The 18,596-nt window shown below is 46.0% G+C and carries 12 protein-coding genes; 6 read left to right on the top strand and 6 right to left on the bottom strand.

The features are described from left to right. Positions 1-6 precede the first annotated feature (6 nt). The 6 genes from AC1RM2_RS04575 to AC1RM2_RS04550 all read right to left on the bottom strand — a co-directional run bounded on the left by AC1RM2_RS04575 (position 7) and on the right by AC1RM2_RS04550 (position 9,869). Positions 7-2,295: a Gldg family protein gene (locus tag AC1RM2_RS04575; RefSeq protein WP_492983824.1), complete on the bottom strand. Its 2,289-nt coding sequence runs from the start codon at positions 2,293-2,295 to the stop codon at positions 7-9. A gap of 2 nt (positions 2,296-2,297) precedes the next feature. Next, positions 2,298-3,230, bottom strand: a complete 933-nt coding sequence (locus AC1RM2_RS04570; RefSeq protein WP_492983823.1) for an ABC transporter ATP-binding protein — start codon at positions 3,228-3,230, stop codon at positions 2,298-2,300. A 60-nt stretch (positions 3,231-3,290) separates the two neighbouring features. Beyond that, positions 3,291-4,703 carry a RagB/SusD family nutrient uptake outer membrane protein gene (locus tag AC1RM2_RS04565; protein WP_492983822.1) on the bottom strand — a complete coding sequence of 471 codons (1,413 nt, stop codon included), beginning with the start codon at positions 4,701-4,703 and terminating at the stop codon, positions 3,291-3,293. A 10-nt stretch (positions 4,704-4,713) separates the two neighbouring features. Beyond that, positions 4,714-8,106: a SusC/RagA family TonB-linked outer membrane protein gene (locus AC1RM2_RS04560; RefSeq protein ID WP_492983821.1), complete on the bottom strand. Its 3,393-nt coding sequence runs from the start codon at positions 8,104-8,106 to the stop codon at positions 4,714-4,716. A gap of 92 nt (positions 8,107-8,198) precedes the next feature. Next, positions 8,199-9,185 (bottom strand): FecR family protein, encoded by a 987-nt coding sequence (locus tag AC1RM2_RS04555; RefSeq protein ID WP_492983820.1) that lies wholly within the window; start codon positions 9,183-9,185, stop codon positions 8,199-8,201. A gap of 114 nt (positions 9,186-9,299) precedes the next feature. After that, on the bottom strand, positions 9,300-9,869 hold the full coding sequence (locus AC1RM2_RS04550; protein ID WP_492983819.1) for an RNA polymerase sigma-70 factor: 570 nt from the start codon (positions 9,867-9,869) through the stop codon (positions 9,300-9,302). A gap of 807 nt (positions 9,870-10,676) precedes the next feature. Between AC1RM2_RS04550 and AC1RM2_RS04545 the strand changes: the two genes are divergently transcribed. The 6 genes from AC1RM2_RS04545 (at position 10,677) to galA (ending at position 18,362) form a co-directional block, all read left to right on the top strand. After that, entirely contained in the window at positions 10,677-12,251 is a 1,575-nt protein-coding gene (locus AC1RM2_RS04545; RefSeq protein ID WP_492983818.1) for a Na+/H+ antiporter, read from the top strand. 82 nt (positions 12,252-12,333) lie between these two features. Beyond that, positions 12,334-13,215, top strand: coding sequence for a helix-turn-helix domain-containing protein (locus AC1RM2_RS04540; protein ID WP_492983817.1), 882 nt, complete (start codon positions 12,334-12,336; stop codon positions 13,213-13,215). 87 nt (positions 13,216-13,302) lie between these two features. After that, positions 13,303-13,725 (top strand): (R)-mandelonitrile lyase, encoded by a 423-nt coding sequence (locus AC1RM2_RS04535; RefSeq protein WP_492983816.1) that lies wholly within the window; start codon positions 13,303-13,305, stop codon positions 13,723-13,725. Further along, a complete protein-coding gene (locus tag AC1RM2_RS04530) occupies positions 13,722-14,705 on the top strand; it encodes an aldo/keto reductase (protein ID WP_492983815.1) in 984 nt (327 codons plus the stop codon). Before AC1RM2_RS04535 ends, AC1RM2_RS04530 begins: the two co-directional genes overlap by 4 nt. 103 nt (positions 14,706-14,808) lie before the next feature. Continuing rightward, positions 14,809-15,324, top strand: coding sequence for a hypothetical protein (locus tag AC1RM2_RS04525; protein WP_492983814.1), 516 nt, complete (start codon positions 14,809-14,811; stop codon positions 15,322-15,324). Between the two features lie 182 nt (positions 15,325-15,506). Next, positions 15,507-18,362, top strand: coding sequence for a beta-galactosidase GalA (galA, locus tag AC1RM2_RS04520; protein WP_492983813.1), 2,856 nt, complete (start codon positions 15,507-15,509; stop codon positions 18,360-18,362). Positions 18,363-18,596 lie beyond the last annotated feature (234 nt).

The following is an 18,596-nucleotide window of genomic DNA, read 5'->3' as shown; positions in this document are numbered from 1 at the left end:
TGCGTGTTATCTTCTTTTTCTATAGATCAATACCGATGAAACGGAAAGTGCGATCAGGCCGGGCAGTATGCCCATCCATGCCCAGCGTAACCAGGTTATCCGGGAGCTGTTCACCATGATTTGATTGTCCTGAGGTTGGGGGCGGGTCGTATCAATTGGAAATTCACCATTACTAAACCATTTGAACAAATCCGTAACGAAGGCAAAATTGATTGACCGTGGTGTTCTTCTTCTGAGCTCGGCATTATTCATAAAATCTGCATCGCCAATAACAAAAACACGCTGTTCGCCACGCAGCATCTTACGACTAAGTGCCAGGGCTACCGGATAGGACTTTTTATCTTCATTTTTTCGGTCATCCATTAACTCTGTGGTTTTATCGACCTGAACAGACGGCATGAGCCAGGTATTCGCAGCCTGGGTAACCAGGATAGGCATGGTTTTAAAAGGTGAATTAAGCAGCACCTTCAGGGGTGTAGCGGTGGGTGTCGTTACAAATGCGCTGTCCTTATTTAGATACTCGGAATCACCTGCCATTTTAATCCAGTTTCCTGTGGCCAGCCCGCTTAAAACAAAAGACGCCTCAAAATTCTGGCTCCTTTGCACGAGCATGCCGTCCCCCATTTCAACACCTACTAAATTCAGCAACGGATTAGAGATGCTCTTGCTGCCTGGTTCAGCGGCAATCAGCAGATTTCGACCCTCGTTTATATAGTTTTCCAGGTTTTTCAATTCTCCGGGCGTATAAGCAGTCAAAGGATCTGCGATAATCAGGACGTCTGCCTGCTTTGCAATTCCGGGTGTTTCCAGGTTGACCGACTGCACTTCAAATCCCTGATTGACCAAAGCATAGCGGAAGGCTATTTCGGTGCTGGACACCTGATAATCATTGTCGCCGGTCTTGTTGATATTCCGTTCGCGGTGACCGGTAACAAAACCGATCTTAGGGGACGATGTCACCAGTTTTTTCAGGGCTGCAGTGGTCTCTTTCTCCGACGGGTACCTAATCAGGTCGTCAAACATCCGGAGAAAGACTTTCTTCCCTTTGTAAGAGAGTGTTCTGACCATTCTGTTACGTTCCTGCTTGAGATCGATGATTTTTCTGATCTGTTCCGGCCGCAGGAATTCATTGAAATTCATACCGGTGATCTTGGCCATTTTCTTAGCCAGTTGTTCATCACTTAATCCGGGATTCTCCTTATATAATCGTTCGTTTTCGGAGTGGTCCCAGTAATAGATGTAATCCATGCGCATATAAGGCATGAACCGGAGGTATTTATCGAAAGACTTCCGGTCATTGTTCTGATTGGATGGCAGGCCCATAGAATAGTTTTCATCCAAAAGATTGACATAGGTGGTCATCGTAACCGGCTGATCGATGCGGCTGATGACGTCCTTGCTCGGTTGCGTCAGGGTGCGGTTTTGATCAACCGTCATATCTAAATAAACGATATTTTGAGGCTTGGAGCTGAAATACCCGATCAGCAGCATAAAAGCTATCAAGCCGACGTATCCTGTTAATTTGCGCGGCAAGGATATGGTCCTGCGCTCAAATTGTAGCTTTAAAAAGGTCAGGCCGAGAAATAAGCTGATAACGACCAGGAAATACAGGACGTCGTTACTGCCTAACAGTCCATTGATGGATTCCTCCGCTCTCCCGGAAATGGAAAGGAAATAGGTAATATCCCTGACGAACTGGATATCCTGCCACAAACCGCCAATGAAATTTAAAAGGGCAAGTACGACCAATGTACTGATCGCGGCTACCACCTGGTAGCTGGTCAGGCTGGACATGAAAAGCCCAACCGCGGAATAAGCGCAGATCAGGAGATATAATCCTATAATACCCGAAAGGATAAAGGTAAAATCAACGTTTTTGATGGTAAAAACGGATATACCGCCAAGGCCCAATAACAAACCCATCAGGAGCAGGCAATAGGTAACCATAGCCAGGTATTTTCCCGCTATGATATCGAATACCCTGATCGGGGAGGAATATAACAGTTTAATGGAGCCACTTTGCGTTTCCCTGCTGATCAATCCCATCGTAAGCAGGGGGATATATAAATAGAGGTATTGCTGCATTTTTGGAAACAGCCCGCTATAACCTGCAAAAAAGGTATAAGTTAGCGAATCAAGTTTAATGCCCATCTGCTGTGCCTGTTCCTGGCGCTCCAGCAGGGTCATATATCCCCAGCCGGACTGCACAATAAATACCAGTAAGACAATCCACGCTACTGGGGAATAGAATAAAAGGCTCAGCTCGATCCGGGCAATCCTTAAAATATTTTTCATGATTAATTCTTAGGTGATTTATTTGATAGCTGGGCAAATATTTGGTCCAGAGAACTTTTCTCCAGTGTAATTTCCCGCATCTTCCAGCCCTGATCAATGCTTTGTTGAATAAGTCGTTCGCAGATCTCCGGGCCGGCTGTAAAATGAATTCTGAATTTGGTATCGCTCAGCACTTCGACACTTTTCACTTCTCCGAAATGCTCCAACTGTTCTACCGGCGGCGGATGGAGGAGTGATATAACAAGGCTGTCCGGTTCTATGTAGTTGTTGAAGTCATCCATGCTGCCTGTGAAAACCATTTTTCCATTTTCAATCATCTTGACCTGACTGCAGGTGGCTTGAATTTCTGAAAGAATATGAGAGGAAAAAATAACGGATTTTTCTTCACCGATGGTTTTAATGAGCTTTCGGACTTCGGTTATTTGATTGGGATCTAAGCCGTTCGTCGGCTCATCAAGCACCACGAGCTTTGGTTCATGAATGATGGCCTGAGCAATGCCTACCCGTTGTTTATACCCACCGGAAAGGTTAGCGATCAGCCTGTTCTTGAAATGTGTTACCCCACATTTTGCCATGGCTTTGTCGACGGCAAAAGGGACATCCTTTTTATCGATCAGCCGGAGATGGGCACATTGGGTGAGGTATTCCCTGACGGTCAGCTCCATATATAACGGCGCATTTTGCGGCAGAAAGCCAATCAGCTTCTTCGCACCGATTGGGTTATCCCGCATATTAAATCCACCGATTTCCACCGTACCTTCGGTCTGATTGAGCACGCCGCACATGATATTCATGGTGGTTGACTTACCGGCACCATTGGATCCTAATAAGCCAAGTACGCCGTGCTCGCTGATTTCGAATCCGATGTCGCGGATAGCCCATGAAGTTCCATACCGGTGTGACAGTCCTGTCAACCTTACTATATTATTATCCATTAATTTAAGTTTGAAGCCTGGTACCCCGCGCCATATTAGCGCGGGGGATTCGGCATGTTTCTATCTGTAACCTTGGTTTTGTCTAAGATTCGGGTTAGCATCAATAGCTGTTTGCGGTATCGGATACCATTGGGCAAAAGGCTGCCAGGTCGGCTTGAGCGCGCCGATCACGGCATTAACCCTGCCGGTCCTTTTCAAGCTTAGCCAACGGTCGCCCCGTTCACAGAACAATTCTATCCTGCGCTCGTGCTCGACCGCTAATCGTAAATCAACGCCCTGTGCTAGTGGTGGCAAACCCGCTCTGTTGCGTATGATATTGACATCGGCCAGACCTGCGGTGTTGTTCCCCAGTCCTGCATATGCCTCAGCCCGGATCAGGTAAACTTCCGCCAGGCGAACCACCATCGGTGCCTCATTCCTACCGGATGCAACTGCCGAGTCATTGTCATAATTCTCATATTTAAATGGTTCCGATGCGCTGACGCCGTCCAGCGTAACATCCCGGACCCAGGCGCTGCGCCGCAGGTCGTTTGGTTCAAATGCATTCAGCAGCCCATCTGTCAGGGTGTAAGGCAAGGCGAAAGTATATTGATTACTTACAAATTCCTGCCCCTCATTGGTATAACCGGAAGTGGCGTTAAATGCCGGCCCCAACTGCAGGATCGCCTCTCTCGACCCGGCGAGAAAAACGTTGGCAAGCTGCATGCCGGGCAGGAGTCCATAAAGATCGGTGTGGTTAATGACTTCCGTTGCATTATCAACGGCCCCCTGCCAGTTTCCTGTTGCCAGGTAAGCCTGCGCTAACAAAGCGGCGGCAGCACTGCGGTTAAACTGGGACCGGCGGCCTATACCGGCATTAGCAGAGTAGGCTTCGCTTAAACCTGCTTTTGCTTCTGTCAGATCCGTAATGATCTGCGCATAAATTGATGCAGCCGGCGAATTGGGTAACAAAGCAGAAACGTTCACATTTGTGGTGATCACTAAGGGAACATCGCCAAAATGTCCGACCAATTGCAGGTAACAATATGCACGGATCGCCTTTGCTTCAGCAAGCATCTGGGTTGCTGCTGTTGCGTTGATAACAGTGTTGTTTGTCAGTCGCTCAATAATAGTGTTAACACTATAGATAGACGTATAAGAATCTGCCCAGATATCTGATGTATAACTGCTTGTCAGCGGCTCATAGGTATTGTTTTCCTGTTGGACATACCTGGCCAAACCTGAAAGTGCATGCAGTTCGTCTGCCGCTAAAGCATCCACTAAAGTTAAATTAACACTATAGGTTTGTGATCCGGATAGCTGACTGTAAGCTCCGGATAACGCGCTTCTTGCCGTCCCTTCTGAACTGAATATCACTTCTGAAGGTAGTTCATTTTTAGGCGGTTCTATATCCAGTAATTTCTGACAGCCGGAGGCGAGAAAAACCGAGAGGGCAATAGCAACTGTCTTAACAAATTTTGATATATGATTCATTGCAGTTAAATTAAAAGGTAAATTGAATAACACCGACAATTGTCCTTAAAGGCGGCAGGTTGACACCCTGAGATTCCGGATCAAAACCCAGGTAGTTGGTTACCGTAAAGAGGTTTTGCGCCTGGACCTGAAGCCGGAGGTTTTGCAGTTTCACCCGTTTCAGCCACTCTCCTCTAAAGTCATAAGCCAGGTTTATATTCTTCAGCCGGATGAACGAAGCATCGGTTAAGATGGCATCCGAGGTATTGTAATAACTATAGGCAGTATAGGCTGCGTTGTAGGTGCTGGTGATCTGCGGCTGCGCCGGTAGACCCGCACTGATATAGGCCAGGATCGGCTTGGCTGCCCCGTTATACATCATCCCCGGCGGATAGAAGGACTGGGATAATACGGATCTTCCCTTTTGTTTAACAAACTGAAACAGGAAATCCAGGGTGACATTCTTGTATACGAGTGTATTGGTTAATCCTCCGTAATATTTCGGCTGCGAAATACCCGCATAATAACGGTCTCCGCGTCCGTTGGCGGCGAAGCCGGTGTTCACCCTGCCGCTGCCGTTAAGATCTGCAAATTCCGGTAAGCCGGTTTGTGGACTGAATCCTGTATATTGATAGAGGTAAATGCTCGAAAGCGGGTTTCCAACCAGGTAACGCGAGTAATATGACGTATTCTCTATGTTTGGGAACGACAATAATTTATTGCTGTTAAAGGAGATATTGAAGGAACTTGACCATTTGAACGCTGAATTTTTGATATTTTGCGTGTTCAGGGTAAACTCCCAGCCTTTGTTCTGCACCATCGCTGGCATATTCGCCTGATAGCTGTAAAACCCAGACTGGATGCTGAGCGGGAATGCCACCAGCTGGTTGCCGGTCCGGTTCCGGTAATATGCAGCAGTCACCGAAATTTTATCCTTCAGGAACGAAAGGTCGATTGCCGCTTCCAGTTTCCTGGTCTGCTCCCAACGATAAGTAGGGTTGGCGATACGGGTCGGCACCAGGCCGGTCACGGTATTATAAACATAAGGCACGGAGACATAAGAGTCCAGGTACTGATAATCACCGATCTGGTCGCTGCCGACAACGCCATAGCTCGCCCTTATTTTACCAAAGCTGATCAATGGAACTGCCCGCAGGAAATTTTCCTCTGTAAATACCCATGCGGCTCCGGCCGAACCGAAGTTACCGTAGCGGGAATCAGGACCGAACCGGGAAGATCCGTCTCTTCTGAAATTCAGGTTCAGGATATATTTCCGTTCCCAATCGTAGTTCAAACGTCCGAAAACAGAGGCATATTTATATTGGCTTGAACCACTGCTGGTACTAACATTTTGTGCTGAGTTCAGGTTTTCGAGGAAGTTATCCGACGAAAAACCGCTGGCTGTAGTTGAATATGGTGTCCTGGAGCTTTGATATTGCCAGGTCCCCCCGACTAAAGCTGTCAGGTCGCCTTTCGCTATTTTTGCCGTATAGGTAAGCTGTGGCTCAACGATATAGTTGTTACTCACATTGTAGGCGAATGAACTGCTGGAGACGTTATAACTGATGCCCGGATCCATTGAAGTGCTTGGATTCAACCTTTTTTGATCCATATCTGACCGGCTGAACCCAAAAGATGTCTTAAAATTCAAGTCTTTGGTAATATGATAACCAAGCATCATGTTGCTGATCAGGTTACTGCCCTTATTGGATTGCTGAGCGTTGAGCTGCCCCAGGGGATTTGCCCGGATGCTGGCAACACCACTCCAATACAGGCTGCCGTCAGGGTTACGCAAGGGATAATTTGGCGGCAGATAATAGGCCGCAGAGGTCTGATCGAGCACCGATATATTATTTTGGTCCGCGCTGTAAATGACTGATAAGGCTACTTCAAACTTTTGATCTGCGGTCTTATGTCCGAGGTTGAAGTTTAATGAACTGCGCCTGTATCCCTGGTCGCCGATAAATACATTCCCTTCCAGGTGATGTGTTGCGCTAATGCGGAAGTTCGTACCTGCATCACCGCCACTTAGGGCAAGATTGGCATCCGTGGTGTGTGCCGTATTGCCGATCAGCAGTTTTTGAAAATCTGTGTAAGCGTTTTGATCCCATCGCGTTAAATCATATGCAGCATCATTTACCGGATTGATACCGGTATTTTGGTATGCCTTTGTCCGTATGGCGAGGTATTCCGGAGTGGATAGTGTTTGGACGAAATGGTTCACTTTTGATGCACCATGCTTAACCAGACCTTCCACATGAATATCGCCCGCTTTACCTTTTTTGGTTGTGATCAGGACAACACCGTTTGCGGCCCGAGATCCGTAAATGGCCGTCGCATCCGCATCTTTTAATACGGTAATGCTTTCAATATCTGCAGGATTGATGCTATTAAGCGGACTGGTGGCGCCGTTGGCTGCGGCCATAGCCGGCAGTGCATCTGCAAGGTACGGCACACCATCCACGATGAACAGCGGATTATTCCCGCCGGCAATCGAATTAGTTCCGCGAATAGTAAAGGTCATGGGACTGCCGGGCAGGCCGTTGGCTTGCGTGACATAGACGCCGGTCATCCTGCCCTGAAGGGCGGAAGCGGGATTGGTTGCAGGGGTATTTATCAGATCCTGGGAGGAAATTTCTGTTTGGGAACCTGTACTCGTCCTTCGGGTGGAGGTTCCGTATCCGATGATCTGTACCTCATCGAGTTTTCCAGGGTCGGTTTCCATTATGAGGACCATTGCCTGGTTCCGGTTTGCTATCCGCTCTGCTTTTTTGTAGCCGATGAAGCTAAAAATCAGGACCGATCCGTCGTTTGGTATGCCTATGTTGAAATTACCGTCCCGGTCAGTTAAGGCAACATTGGCCGCATTGTTGAGCCGAATGGTAACCCCCGGCATCGGATCGCCGTTTTCGTCTTTTACAGCGCCCGATTGCAGGAAACCGGTCGTAGAAGGCTGTTGCGTTACAGTTGGGGCTGCAGCCGGCCGCGCTGGAGATTTAGTGCTCTTCAACACAATAAACTGATCATCGATGACTTCGTAATCAATATCAAACTGGCTTCGCATCCAGTTAAGGACTGTTGACAGGCGCTGACGCGTAAACGTTTGGTTTAGCAATATTTTTTTATCGAGTAGTTTATCGTTATAAACGAACTTGATATGGCTTTGCCTTTCCAGGAGTTTAAGACCGCTCTCAAGCGGAACATTGTTAAAGGTAATGGTTACCGTCTTTTCCGCAGGTGTTTGTGCGAAGACAGGATTGGTGTGAAACAGCAGGAAGCCGAGCATAAGAAAAGTGGCCACGTTAGCATAAAAGAGTGCCCTTTTCCTATTCAATCCTATGGCTGCCGCGTTCCACGAAGAATTGTTGTGAATAACCCTTTTAGATATGGCACAGAAAGGCCATGTCAAATCTTTTTTATACATTTGGTAGGTTTGATTTTTGAGAAATAAAAAAATTAGGAACCAATTGACGGGGGTGTTGGTAGCACTCCCGTTTTAATTTAAGTAAAGACTATTTATTCATCGAAACAGCCTCCTCCTGTTAATTGAATTTTATTTTCATGAATCTTGTAGGTAGCATTAATGGAGCGGCAAAGCAGCATCAACGACTGCTCCAGCGGCTGGTTAGTAAGATCGGCAGTTATTTTGCAGGATTTATATTCGCCGGTATATCCTTCAAAGTGAACATCAAATTTTTGTTCAAAACGATGCATAATCTCTTCGAAGGGCGTTTTTTCAAAGGCCATGTCATACTCCGTTCCCGCAGTAATTGATTGAAAGCTCTCTTTCTTGGACTTGCTTACTACGGTTTCTACCGCTCCCTGGTCTGCCTTGAATACCTGGTTTGCCGTTACAAAAAGCACTTTACTCTCCTGACCTGGTGTTTTTTTAATTATACCGACTTTACCTGTGAGAACAGCAATTGAAAAGTCGCGATCATCTTTTCCAGACTTAAGGTTAAAGCTTGTACCCAGTACAGTAGTAAGGTAATTTCCTGACCTGACAATAAATGGCGCTTGAACATGATGCCTCACTTCAAAAAGCCCCTCGCCGATGAGTTCTACTTCTCTTGTATTCTTTCCGAAATTTGCCGGGTAAATAAGCTTGCTGTTACCCTTTAGCCAGACAATACTACTATCCGGCAGGATGACCCTCCGGACGGTCCCGATACTTAGTACCTGCTGATCGGCATTTGGTGCCATTGGTTTTGAGTAATATTGATAAGCAAGAAAGGACATTCCAAAGAACAAAATGACGGCTGCCGCAGTTTTTGCCCATACCGGCAATCTCCTGAAGATGGTTTTTTGCCCTTCGGTTCCTAAAGCGGTATTGATCCGTTTAAACATGCGGTTTTTCAACTCGGGTTCGTCAGTGCCTTCCAACTCGAAAGCGTCAGGAAGTGGTGCGTTATACCAGGCATCCAGTTCGCTTTTTTCAAGCGCTGTTAAACTGCCTTTTTTCCACTTAAGAATCAAATGTTTGATATTTTCAGGGACGAACATAGCTAATGATTCAATTTACTGATACTATAGCCGGTTTTTTTCTGCCGAACACGTACGCCCAGGTGAAAAAAAGTAGATTTTTTTTAGTTTTTTTTCTGAAAACAGAAATATGGGCTAAAAAAATATAGAATTTATATTTTTTAATGTGCGCCTCAGCAGCTTTAAGGCTTTGCTGATCTGTGTTTCTACCGTACGCGTTGATAAATTGAGCTCAATGGCAATTTCACGGGTGTTCAAGCCTTCATTTCGGCTCATTTTAAAAATTAACCGGCATTTTTCTGGCAGGCTATTAATAATTTCATTCACTTGTTGCTGAAGTTCTTTCATTTCCAGTGAATAAAACCCTTCTTCCTGAATGAGCAACTGCAGATCGGCTTCATCTATGGATAGCTGATTTTTCAGGTGAATTTGTTTGGCAACAAAATCCAGTGTCTCATACCTAAGGGCAGCGTAGATGTAGGTTTTAAAAGAATATTGCAGGGTAATTTTTTCCCTCCTTTGCCAGATTTTTATAAAAAGTTCCTGAACAACCTCCTCTGCATCTTCCTGACTTTTTAACCGGTCGAATGCCTTGGCCAGCATGGCACTCCAATACCGCTCATACAATTCACTAAATGCCCCAAAAACGCCATTTTTTAACATGGCGATCAGTTCTTCATCAGAAGCGGCACTTATTTTGTTCATCAGGGGGTATATAGAAAAACTTCTAAGGTAAACAATATTTAATCCTTTCCCTGTCCAGCGTATGAATTTGCTTTCCCAGGCATAAACGCACAATAAATTCCTGTAATCTGTCCATATATTTAATCGGGGTTACCCGATCCCCATATACCCTAAGAATTTAAGCGTTCCAGTCTGGCCTTATTGAATTCCTTTTATCCATTGTACAATAACTTATTAAAGATAAAGTATTCTGTCCGGGACACTAACTGATGGCTGGCTAATCAGTAAAATTGGTAAGTAAAACAGTAATCTGTATAACAATGATTACAAATATTGATGGGATTTTTGTACCGCTTATGAGTACACTGCTCAAAGAGCCTTTATGAATAATCATGGGCAATTGTGATCGCTTTTCGCAGACCATGAAGGCCGGCCAGTTGATGCATCCGAAGAATATTCCGATGAGCAACCGGTGTTGATGGCTAACCTAAATTCCAAAACTTTTACTGTTTAAAATGCACCAAGGCTGCATGATTAATAAAAGGAGGGGATCATCGTTACCAGGAAATCAGGTATGCCTGTAATCCCTGTTCAATGAAAACGAATACAGTTCTGGTAATTGGTAAACGACGAAAATAATGACAGTAATCAATTTAAAAATTAAAGGAAGGAACGAGGCTCAGCCACCAAGTCAGTCTGAAAAGCGCCGGAATTCACGCTTAAGACAATACCTGACGCTGAAACGGACCCTGTTCAAATCCATTGATGGCTATGCCGTTCCACCAATAACATGTATATTTTCATAAATTAGTTGATAATTCCGCTGCCATGTTAAATAACTTTCCTTTTTATCTGAGCCTGATCATCGTTATCTTACTACTGATCATGTTAAGCAGGAAGATCAGGGTCGCCTACCCGGTTTTACTGGTATTGGCTGGCCTGGCAATTAGTTTCATACCCGGGCTCCCTGCTGTGCATATTGAATCGGAATTAATTTTCATTCTTTTTTTACCACCACTCCTATATGATGCAGCATGGCATATTTCCTGGAAAGAACTATGGCGATGGCGAAGGATCATCGGAAGTTTTGCCTTCCTGGTGGTGTTTTTTACAGCCCTGGCGGTTGCGCTGACCGTACATTATCTTATACCGCATTTTACGCTGGCGCTAGGGTTTTTACTGGGGGCCATCGTATCGCCGCCCGATGCCGTTAGTGCAGGCGCGATCCTGAAGTTTGTAAAAGTGCCTAAACGGGTTTCCAATATTTTAGAAGGGGAAAGCCTTTTGAATGATGCTTCATCCCTGATTATTTTTCGGTTCGCACTGATCGCGGTGGGCACCGGCAATTTTGTCTGGCACCAGGCTGCACTAAGTTTTCTGTGGATGCTGACCGGCGGTATTGGAATCGGGCTGATCATTGGCTATATCTTCATGAAATCTCATAAATATTTGCCAACAGATACCAATACAGATACGGCCCTGTCTATTTTAACACCCTATATCATGTATATTTCTGCCGAGGCAGCCCACAGTTCGGGGGTGCTTGCAGTAGTAGGCGGTGGCCTGTTATTGTCCAACTACAGGCTGCGGTACCTGAGCAGCAGCTCCAGACTGAGCGGGCTGAATGTCTGGGATAGCCTGAGTTTTATTTTGAATGGTTTGGTCTTTATGATCATCGGGCTTGACCTTCCGCAAATAACGGCCGGACTCGAAGGGGTGTCCATTCGTACGGCTATAGGTTACGGGCTTTTAGTTACAGGGGTGCTGATCATCGGCAGAATCTTATCATCGTTCGCAGCGGTACTGGTTACCCTGATCGCCAGGAATTTTATAACTGTTGCCGACAGAAGAAACCCCGGCTTAAAACTGCCTTTTTTAATGGGATGGTCAGGTATGCGTGGTGTAGTTTCTCTGGCCGCGGCATTATCCATCCCGGTCTACCTCGCGGACGGTTCGGCTTTCCCACAGCGTAATCTTATCCTCTTCATTACTTTCGTTGTCATTCTCAGCACATTGCTCCTACAGGGGCTGACTTTACCCTACCTGATCAGGAAACTGGTTTTAACAGATCCGGACGACAACGTTTCCGACGAAGAGGTTTACAACGATATCAGAAGGGAATTAACAAGGCTGGGATTACACTATTTAAATTCAAATTACGCGTTGCAACGAGGCAGACAACCAATGCTTCAGCAAATCGCCCGCAAATGGGAGGATAGTGATTCCCTGCCTGATGATATCATTTTCACTGAAGAATTTAAATCAATATATCTGGAGATATTGGACGTGCAAAGGGAATGGCTTATCAAAAAGAATAAGGAAGACGGGGACATTGATGAAGAAATTATCAGGAGACACCTCATGTATCTCGATCTGGAAGAAGAAAAGCTGCAATATATTTAGGTTATAAATCAGTAATCCGGTTCCGGTATCGTTATTCGATGCAGGTAACCATCAGTTAATTTGAATTTCTTAAATTTATCCAATGGAAAATAATAAGCTTTCCCCTGTTTGTGAAACCAGTGCAGCAGACTTAAAACTGAGAGGCTTTAAAGTTTACGAACTGGAAGAAACGGTTACCGAGGTTCCCGCCTTTAACAGGAGGGATTTTTATAAGGTATCTTTACTTACCGGCCATAGCATCCTTCATTACGCGGACAGGAGTATTGAAATGAATGGCACATCCCTGTTTTTTTCCAATCCCCACATTCCTTATTCTCCGGAGGTGCTTTCAGAGGAACGATCCGGATATGCCTGTCTGTTCACAGAGGATTTTCTGGCTGTTAAAGAACGTTCTGAAAGCCTCCAGGAATCGCCGTTATTTAAAATTGGAGGGAACCCGGTTTTTCCTCTAAACAGTCAGCAGGCCGAATTTGCCAGCAATATTTTTCGAAGAATGCTGGAGGAACAGACAACAAGCTATGTATTTAAAGACGAGCTGATCCGTAACTATATTAACCTGATCATTCATGAGGCTTTGAAAATGCAGCCATCCGAAAATTATCACAAACAAAAGAACGCATCCTCCCGGATCACCTCCTTATTCCTCGAACTTTTAGAAAGACAATTTCCTATTGAAAGCCAGGGTAAGCCGCTCCGGTTAAGGAACGCGCAGGATTTTGCAAGCAGCCTGTCCCTGCACGTCAATCACCTGAATAAAGCAGTACGGGAGATCACCGGAAAACCTACTACCACACATATTGCAGACCGGGTGATCAGCGAAGCGAAGGCATTATTACAACACACCAACTGGAGCATTGCCGAAATCGGTTATGCGCTGGGGTTTGAATATCCAACCTATTTTAATAATTACTTCAAAAGACTTACAGGAACAATCCCAAAATCCTTTCGGGTTCAAACTACTTGAGAATCATACTTTTTTGTTTGATTATCATTATTTGCCAGTGTATTTGTCAGCTTAACTTTGTGTCATCCAAAAGGAGACGCAAAATTTATGAATACATCAGCGCATCAAAATATCTTTCCCAAAGGCGACCGGGCTCCAGCCGAATACTTCACAGGAACGGCCTGGGTTAAAATGCTTGTACCCAATGACCCTGTTTTTAACAGCGCAATTGGCAACGTCATTTTTGAACCGGGCTGCAGAAATAACTGGCATAGTCATGCGGGCGGCCAGATCCTGATCTGTATAAACGGCCTTGGTTATTACCAGGAAAGAGGCAAACCTATTCAATTGCTGCAGATGGGTGATGTAGTGACCATTGCACCGAATCTGGTACATTGGCATGGAGCAACGCCGGACAGCGAGTTTACGCATATCGCCATCAGTACCAATACCCAAAAAGGCATTGTTGAATGGCTGGAGCCCGTGTCTGACGAACAATACAATAGCTACAATAAGGAAGACAAGTTATGAAAAAGAGAAAATTAGGAATCAGCGGCCTTGAGGTTTCCACGCTGGGGCTCGGCTGTATGGGACTGAGTTTTGGCTATGGCCCTGCCACTGATACCCTGGATGGCATCAAGCTGATCAGAGCAGCGATTGAAAAAGGTGTGACTTTCTTTGATACCGCGGAAGCTTACGGTCCGTTTACGAACGAAGAGTTGCTCGGCGAGGCGATTGCACCATTTCGCGATCAGGTTGTCATTGCTACCAAATTCGGTTTTGCAGGCGGCAGTTCCAAAGCAGGCCTTGACAGCAGACCGGAGCGTATCCGGGAAGTGGCTGAAGCTTCACTAAAACGTTTACGAACCGACCGGATTGACCTTTTCTATCAGCATCGTGTTGATCCGAATATACCTGTAGAAGATGTGGCAGGAACGGTAAAGGACCTGATCCGGGAAGGAAAAGTAAAGCATTTCGGGATGTCTGAAGCCGGTGTTCAAAGTATCCGAAAGGCACATGCTGTACAGCCCTTAGCTGCTTTGCAAAGCGAATATTCCTTATGGTGGAGAGAACCTGAAAAGGAGATCATTCCCACTCTGGAAGAACTGGGGATCGGATTTGTTCCGTTCAGCCCGCTCGGTAAAGGTTTTTTAACCGGGGCGATCAACGAAGATACCAAATTTGACAGTACTGATTTTCGTAACAGCGTACCCCGTTTCACGCCCGAAGCCCGTAAGGCAAATCAGGCATTAGTGGCATTATTGAGTAAAATAGCCCAACAAAAAAATGCTACACCTGCCCAGATCGCGCTGGCCTGGCTGCTCGAACAAAAACCGTGGATCGTTCCTATCCCGGGCACTACGAAAATACACCGCCTGGAAGAAAATATCGGTGCGGCAGACATTGAGCTTTCCGCCGGCGATCTTCAGGAAATTCAGCGCGCTGCTGATCATATTACTATCGAAGGCGACAGATATCCTGCGCATTTACAACACAGGGTAGGTAAATAAAATTCCCTCTTCCGGCTCCCGGCAACGCATGTTCCGGGGGCGGAATATCCGTGAGCTAATGCTCTTCCTACAGCAAAATAATTGCTTTATTAATATATTCAAGATGAGCAACCATCTAAGTCCTTTCTCATTCGATCTCCACCCTGCTGAACCCAAACTTAGGGGATTTAAGGTTTATGAAATAGAAAGCGGGGCTAATCATGCACTGAGCAATAACAGGAGGGACTTTTACAAGATATGTCTGAATACCGGGAACAATATTATCCACTATGCAGACAAAAGCATACCAATGGATGGCACGTTCCTGTTTTTTGTCAATCCACTCATTCGCTATTCCTGGGAAATAGTTTCGCCTGTTTACAGCGGTTATGTCTGTGTTTTCACGGAGGACTTTTTCAGGAAAAACGAAGGTTTAGGGAATTTGCAGGAGCTTCCTGTATTTAAGTTCGGAGGTGCACCTGTAGTTCCGTTAACCGATGAAAAAAAGGTATGCGTTACCACCATCTTCAGGATGATGCTCGCCGAACAGGTTTCAGACTATTTCTTCAAAGGCGATCTGATGCGTAATTATATTGATTTGCTTATCCATCAGGGCATTACTTCCCTTGCAGGTAGTTGATATTTATCAAGCCTACAAACCGGAGAGGAAGCATAACCTCCTGTTTTTATGTTGATACTTTTTTACCAAAATGTAAGCATATCATTTCATCCGGAATATTTTTTTTAGATAGCTGTGTATTTTACAGTTATTTTTAGAAGTATAATTTCGGCCCGGTCCAATAACGCTATACCTGATCAACTATGAAAACTTTGCGCCTTTTGTTGTTGCTCCTGATTTGCTGCCCCTCAATCCTATCCGCTCAAACGGACGGTAGCGGGCAAAAATCAAGGACGCACCTTTGTATAGATACCGGTTGGAGGTTTGCTTATGGCCATCCGTTTGATGCCAACAAAGATTTCAGGAACGGAACCGGTTATTTCTCCTATTTTGCCAAGGCCGGCTACGGTGACGGCGCCGCCGCCGCTGATTTTGACGACAGGCCCTGGCGCAAACTTGATTTGCCTCATGACTGGGCAGCAGAACTTGGTTTTAGCGAAAAAGGAAGCTATAGCCATGGCTTCAAAGCGCTGGGCCGGAATTTCCCCGAGAGCAGCGTAGGCTGGTATCGTAAAAAATTCACCATTCCACAGCAGGATTTTGGCCGGCATATCACTATCGCATTTGACGGTGTTTTTCGAAACTCCACCGTTTGGGTAAACGGACATTACCTGGGTACCGAGTTAAGCGGCTACAATGGTTTTGAATATGATATTACCCAGCTTTTAAATTACGGTGGTGATAATACTATCGCCGTGAGGGTCGATGCCACTATGGAAGAGGGCTGGTTTTATGAAGGGGCCGGAATTTACAGGCATGTGTGGCTCAATAAAACATCGCCGCTGCATGTGGTTACCAATGGTACATTTGTGAGCAGTACTGTCGGGAACGGCAAGGCGCAGCTGGCGATTAAAATCGATATAAGCAGTTACGATACGGACGCTGGTAATTTTACCATTGTACAAAAAGTTTATGACCGCGACGGGCATTTGCTGGCCACTAAACAAAGCGGCGGCCATAGCCTGCAGCCTTTTAAAACGGGTGAGTATAGCAGCGAACTGGAAATAGCGCAGCCTAAGTTATGGTCGGTTGATACGCCGTATCTGCATCGTTTGGTGACCACCATTTTGGTTAATAACCTACCCGTTGATGAATATGTGACCCGTTTTGGTATCCGGACACTGCGTTTTGATGCCAATTCCGGCTTTTATTTAAATGGAAAACGACTGGAAATAAAAGGCACCAATAATCACCAGGAACATGCCGGAGTAGGAACAGCTATACCCGATGAGCTGCAATACTATAGAATTGCCCGTTTAAAAGAAATGGGCAGTAATGCCTTCCGCTGTTCGCATAACCCGCCCGCACCCGAACTGCTGGATGCCTGTGATAGCCTGGGTATGCTGGTGATCGACGAAAACCGCCTGATGGGCATAGATGATTACCACCTGGGCAATCTGAAAAAAATGATTGACCGCGACCGAAACCATCCAAGCGTGATCAGTTGGTCGGTAGGAAACGAAGAATGGGGAATCGAAAACTCAGCGCAAGGCGCACGTATCGCAGCCACTATGCAGGGCTATGTCAAAAGCCTGGATACCACCCGCGCGGTTACCGCAGCATTTAGCGGCGGTTGGGGAAAGGGCTTATCCGCAGTGATGGATTTAATCGGCTTTAACTATATTGCCCAGGAAAATCCCGACGCGCAGCATCAGAAATTCCCGCAGCAAAAAGGCTGGGGCACGGAAGAAGGGTCAACTTTTGCCACCCGCGGGGTTTACTTTACCAACGATTCGCTCCATTATAAAGCTGCTTATGATGCCAAACCAAGGCCCAGCTTTTACAGCATTGAAGAAGGTTGGAATTACTATGCCAAACGGCCTTTTTTAGCAGGTATGTTCATCTGGACCGGTTTTGATTACCGGGGCGAGCCTACACCTTATGGATGGCCATCAATTGGCTCGTACTTTGGGATGCTCGATCAGTGCGGTTTTCCCAAAGATAATGCCTGGTATCTGCAGGCCTGGTGGGGTAATAAGCCGGTGCTGCACCTTCTGCCGCACTGGAACTGGAAAGGCAGGGAAAAACAACCCATCAATGTTTGGGCATATAGCAATTGCGATGAAGTAGAATTGTTTTTAAACGGCAAAACCCAGGGCAAAAAAAACATGTCCAGAAACGGGCACCTGGAGTGGACCGTGCCATACAGCCCCGGAACACTGAAGGCCGTTGGTTATACCGGCGGCAAAAAGGTTTTAACCGAAACCGTGCAAACCACCGGGACCCCACAGGCGATCGCGCTTAAAGCCCATAAAAATGTACTGAAAGCGAACGGGCAGGATGTGGCCGTGATTAAGGTCAGCCTGCATGATAATAAAGGTCTGGCGATACCTGATGCCGGCAATGAAATAAGCTTCAAAATTGAAGGTCCAGGAAGAATTATAGGAGTAGGTAACGGAAACCCTACCTCGCTGGAGCCTGACAAATTCCTGGAAACGATGGTAAATATGCCTGTTGAAGACTTGAAGGAATTGCCGGTACCTGATACCATTCGCAAAAGCGAAATCGCCGAGACCTATGACGACAGCGGCTGGCAAAAGGCGTTTACCAATATAGGCGATACTACCGTAAAAGCCTGGGTTTATCGTGGCAGTATTAAATTAACCAATGAGACGACACGTTTTCCACTCACCTTTTTTTACAAAAGTATCGGCCGCAAACAATCGGTATATTTCAATGGCCATTTGTTAGCTGCCCAGTTAGACTATCATAAGGACCGGGACGTGTTCACCATACCTAAGGCATTATTGCACCCGGGAAAAAATAGTATAGTCATCGTTGCCCTGCCCATTAAAAAGATTAACGCCTGGGATACGCCAAACCAGGACCCCGGCGTAATTCAGTTTAAAGCCCCCGCAGCAACGTGGAAAAGAAAGCTGTTTAATGGCCTGGCCCAGGTTATTATCCAGTCGGACGGAAGCCATACCGGCCCCATCACCTTAACCGCAACATCCCCAGGATTAAAAGGGCAAAAACTTATTATTAACGTCAACGATTAAATTTCAAAAGGGGTACATCGTACCATTTTGCGTTTGTATTGGCCGGAGTCCGCTGTTTAATCGCGTGACCCCGGCAATTGCAGGATTAGTCTTGCTCCACCTGACAAAAAACCGGCAGGTCAGTTTTGACCATAGCATCGAATTAAGCATATCCTCCTGAATATCCTGAACGGCAGGGGGATTTCCGGTAATACGACTTTAATTTCAGCGAATGATTTATCCGCTGAATGACTC

This window comes from Mucilaginibacter sp. GW822-FHT03E02 (assembly GCF_058801545.1).
Note: the sequence above shows the minus strand (reverse complement) of the source record. Positions and strands in the feature narration are given on the sequence as shown.

Coding starts and splice junctions, on each gene's coding strand:
- AC1RM2_RS04525 (WP_492983814.1), top strand. CDS start 14,809: ATGAGCAACCATCTAAGTCCTTTCTCATTCGATCTCCACCCTGCTGAA.
- AC1RM2_RS04535 (WP_492983816.1), top strand. CDS start 13,303: ATGAATACATCAGCGCATCAAAATATCTTTCCCAAAGGCGACCGGGCT.
- AC1RM2_RS04550 (WP_492983819.1), bottom strand. CDS start 9,869: ATGAACAAAATAAGTGCCGCTTCTGATGAAGAACTGATCGCCATGTTA.
- AC1RM2_RS04555 (WP_492983820.1), bottom strand. CDS start 9,185: ATGTTCGTCCCTGAAAATATCAAACATTTGATTCTTAAGTGGAAAAAA.
- AC1RM2_RS04560 (WP_492983821.1), bottom strand. CDS start 8,106: ATGTATAAAAAAGATTTGACATGGCCTTTCTGTGCCATATCTAAAAGG.
- galA (WP_492983813.1), top strand. CDS start 15,507: ATGAAAACTTTGCGCCTTTTGTTGTTGCTCCTGATTTGCTGCCCCTCA.
- AC1RM2_RS04575 (WP_492983824.1), bottom strand. CDS start 2,295: ATGAAAAATATTTTAAGGATTGCCCGGATCGAGCTGAGCCTTTTATTC.
- AC1RM2_RS04545 (WP_492983818.1), top strand. CDS start 10,677: ATGTTAAATAACTTTCCTTTTTATCTGAGCCTGATCATCGTTATCTTA.
- AC1RM2_RS04530 (WP_492983815.1), top strand. CDS start 13,722: ATGAAAAAGAGAAAATTAGGAATCAGCGGCCTTGAGGTTTCCACGCTG.
- AC1RM2_RS04565 (WP_492983822.1), bottom strand. CDS start 4,703: ATGAATCATATATCAAAATTTGTTAAGACAGTTGCTATTGCCCTCTCG.
- AC1RM2_RS04570 (WP_492983823.1), bottom strand. CDS start 3,230: ATGGATAATAATATAGTAAGGTTGACAGGACTGTCACACCGGTATGGA.
- AC1RM2_RS04540 (WP_492983817.1), top strand. CDS start 12,334: ATGGAAAATAATAAGCTTTCCCCTGTTTGTGAAACCAGTGCAGCAGAC.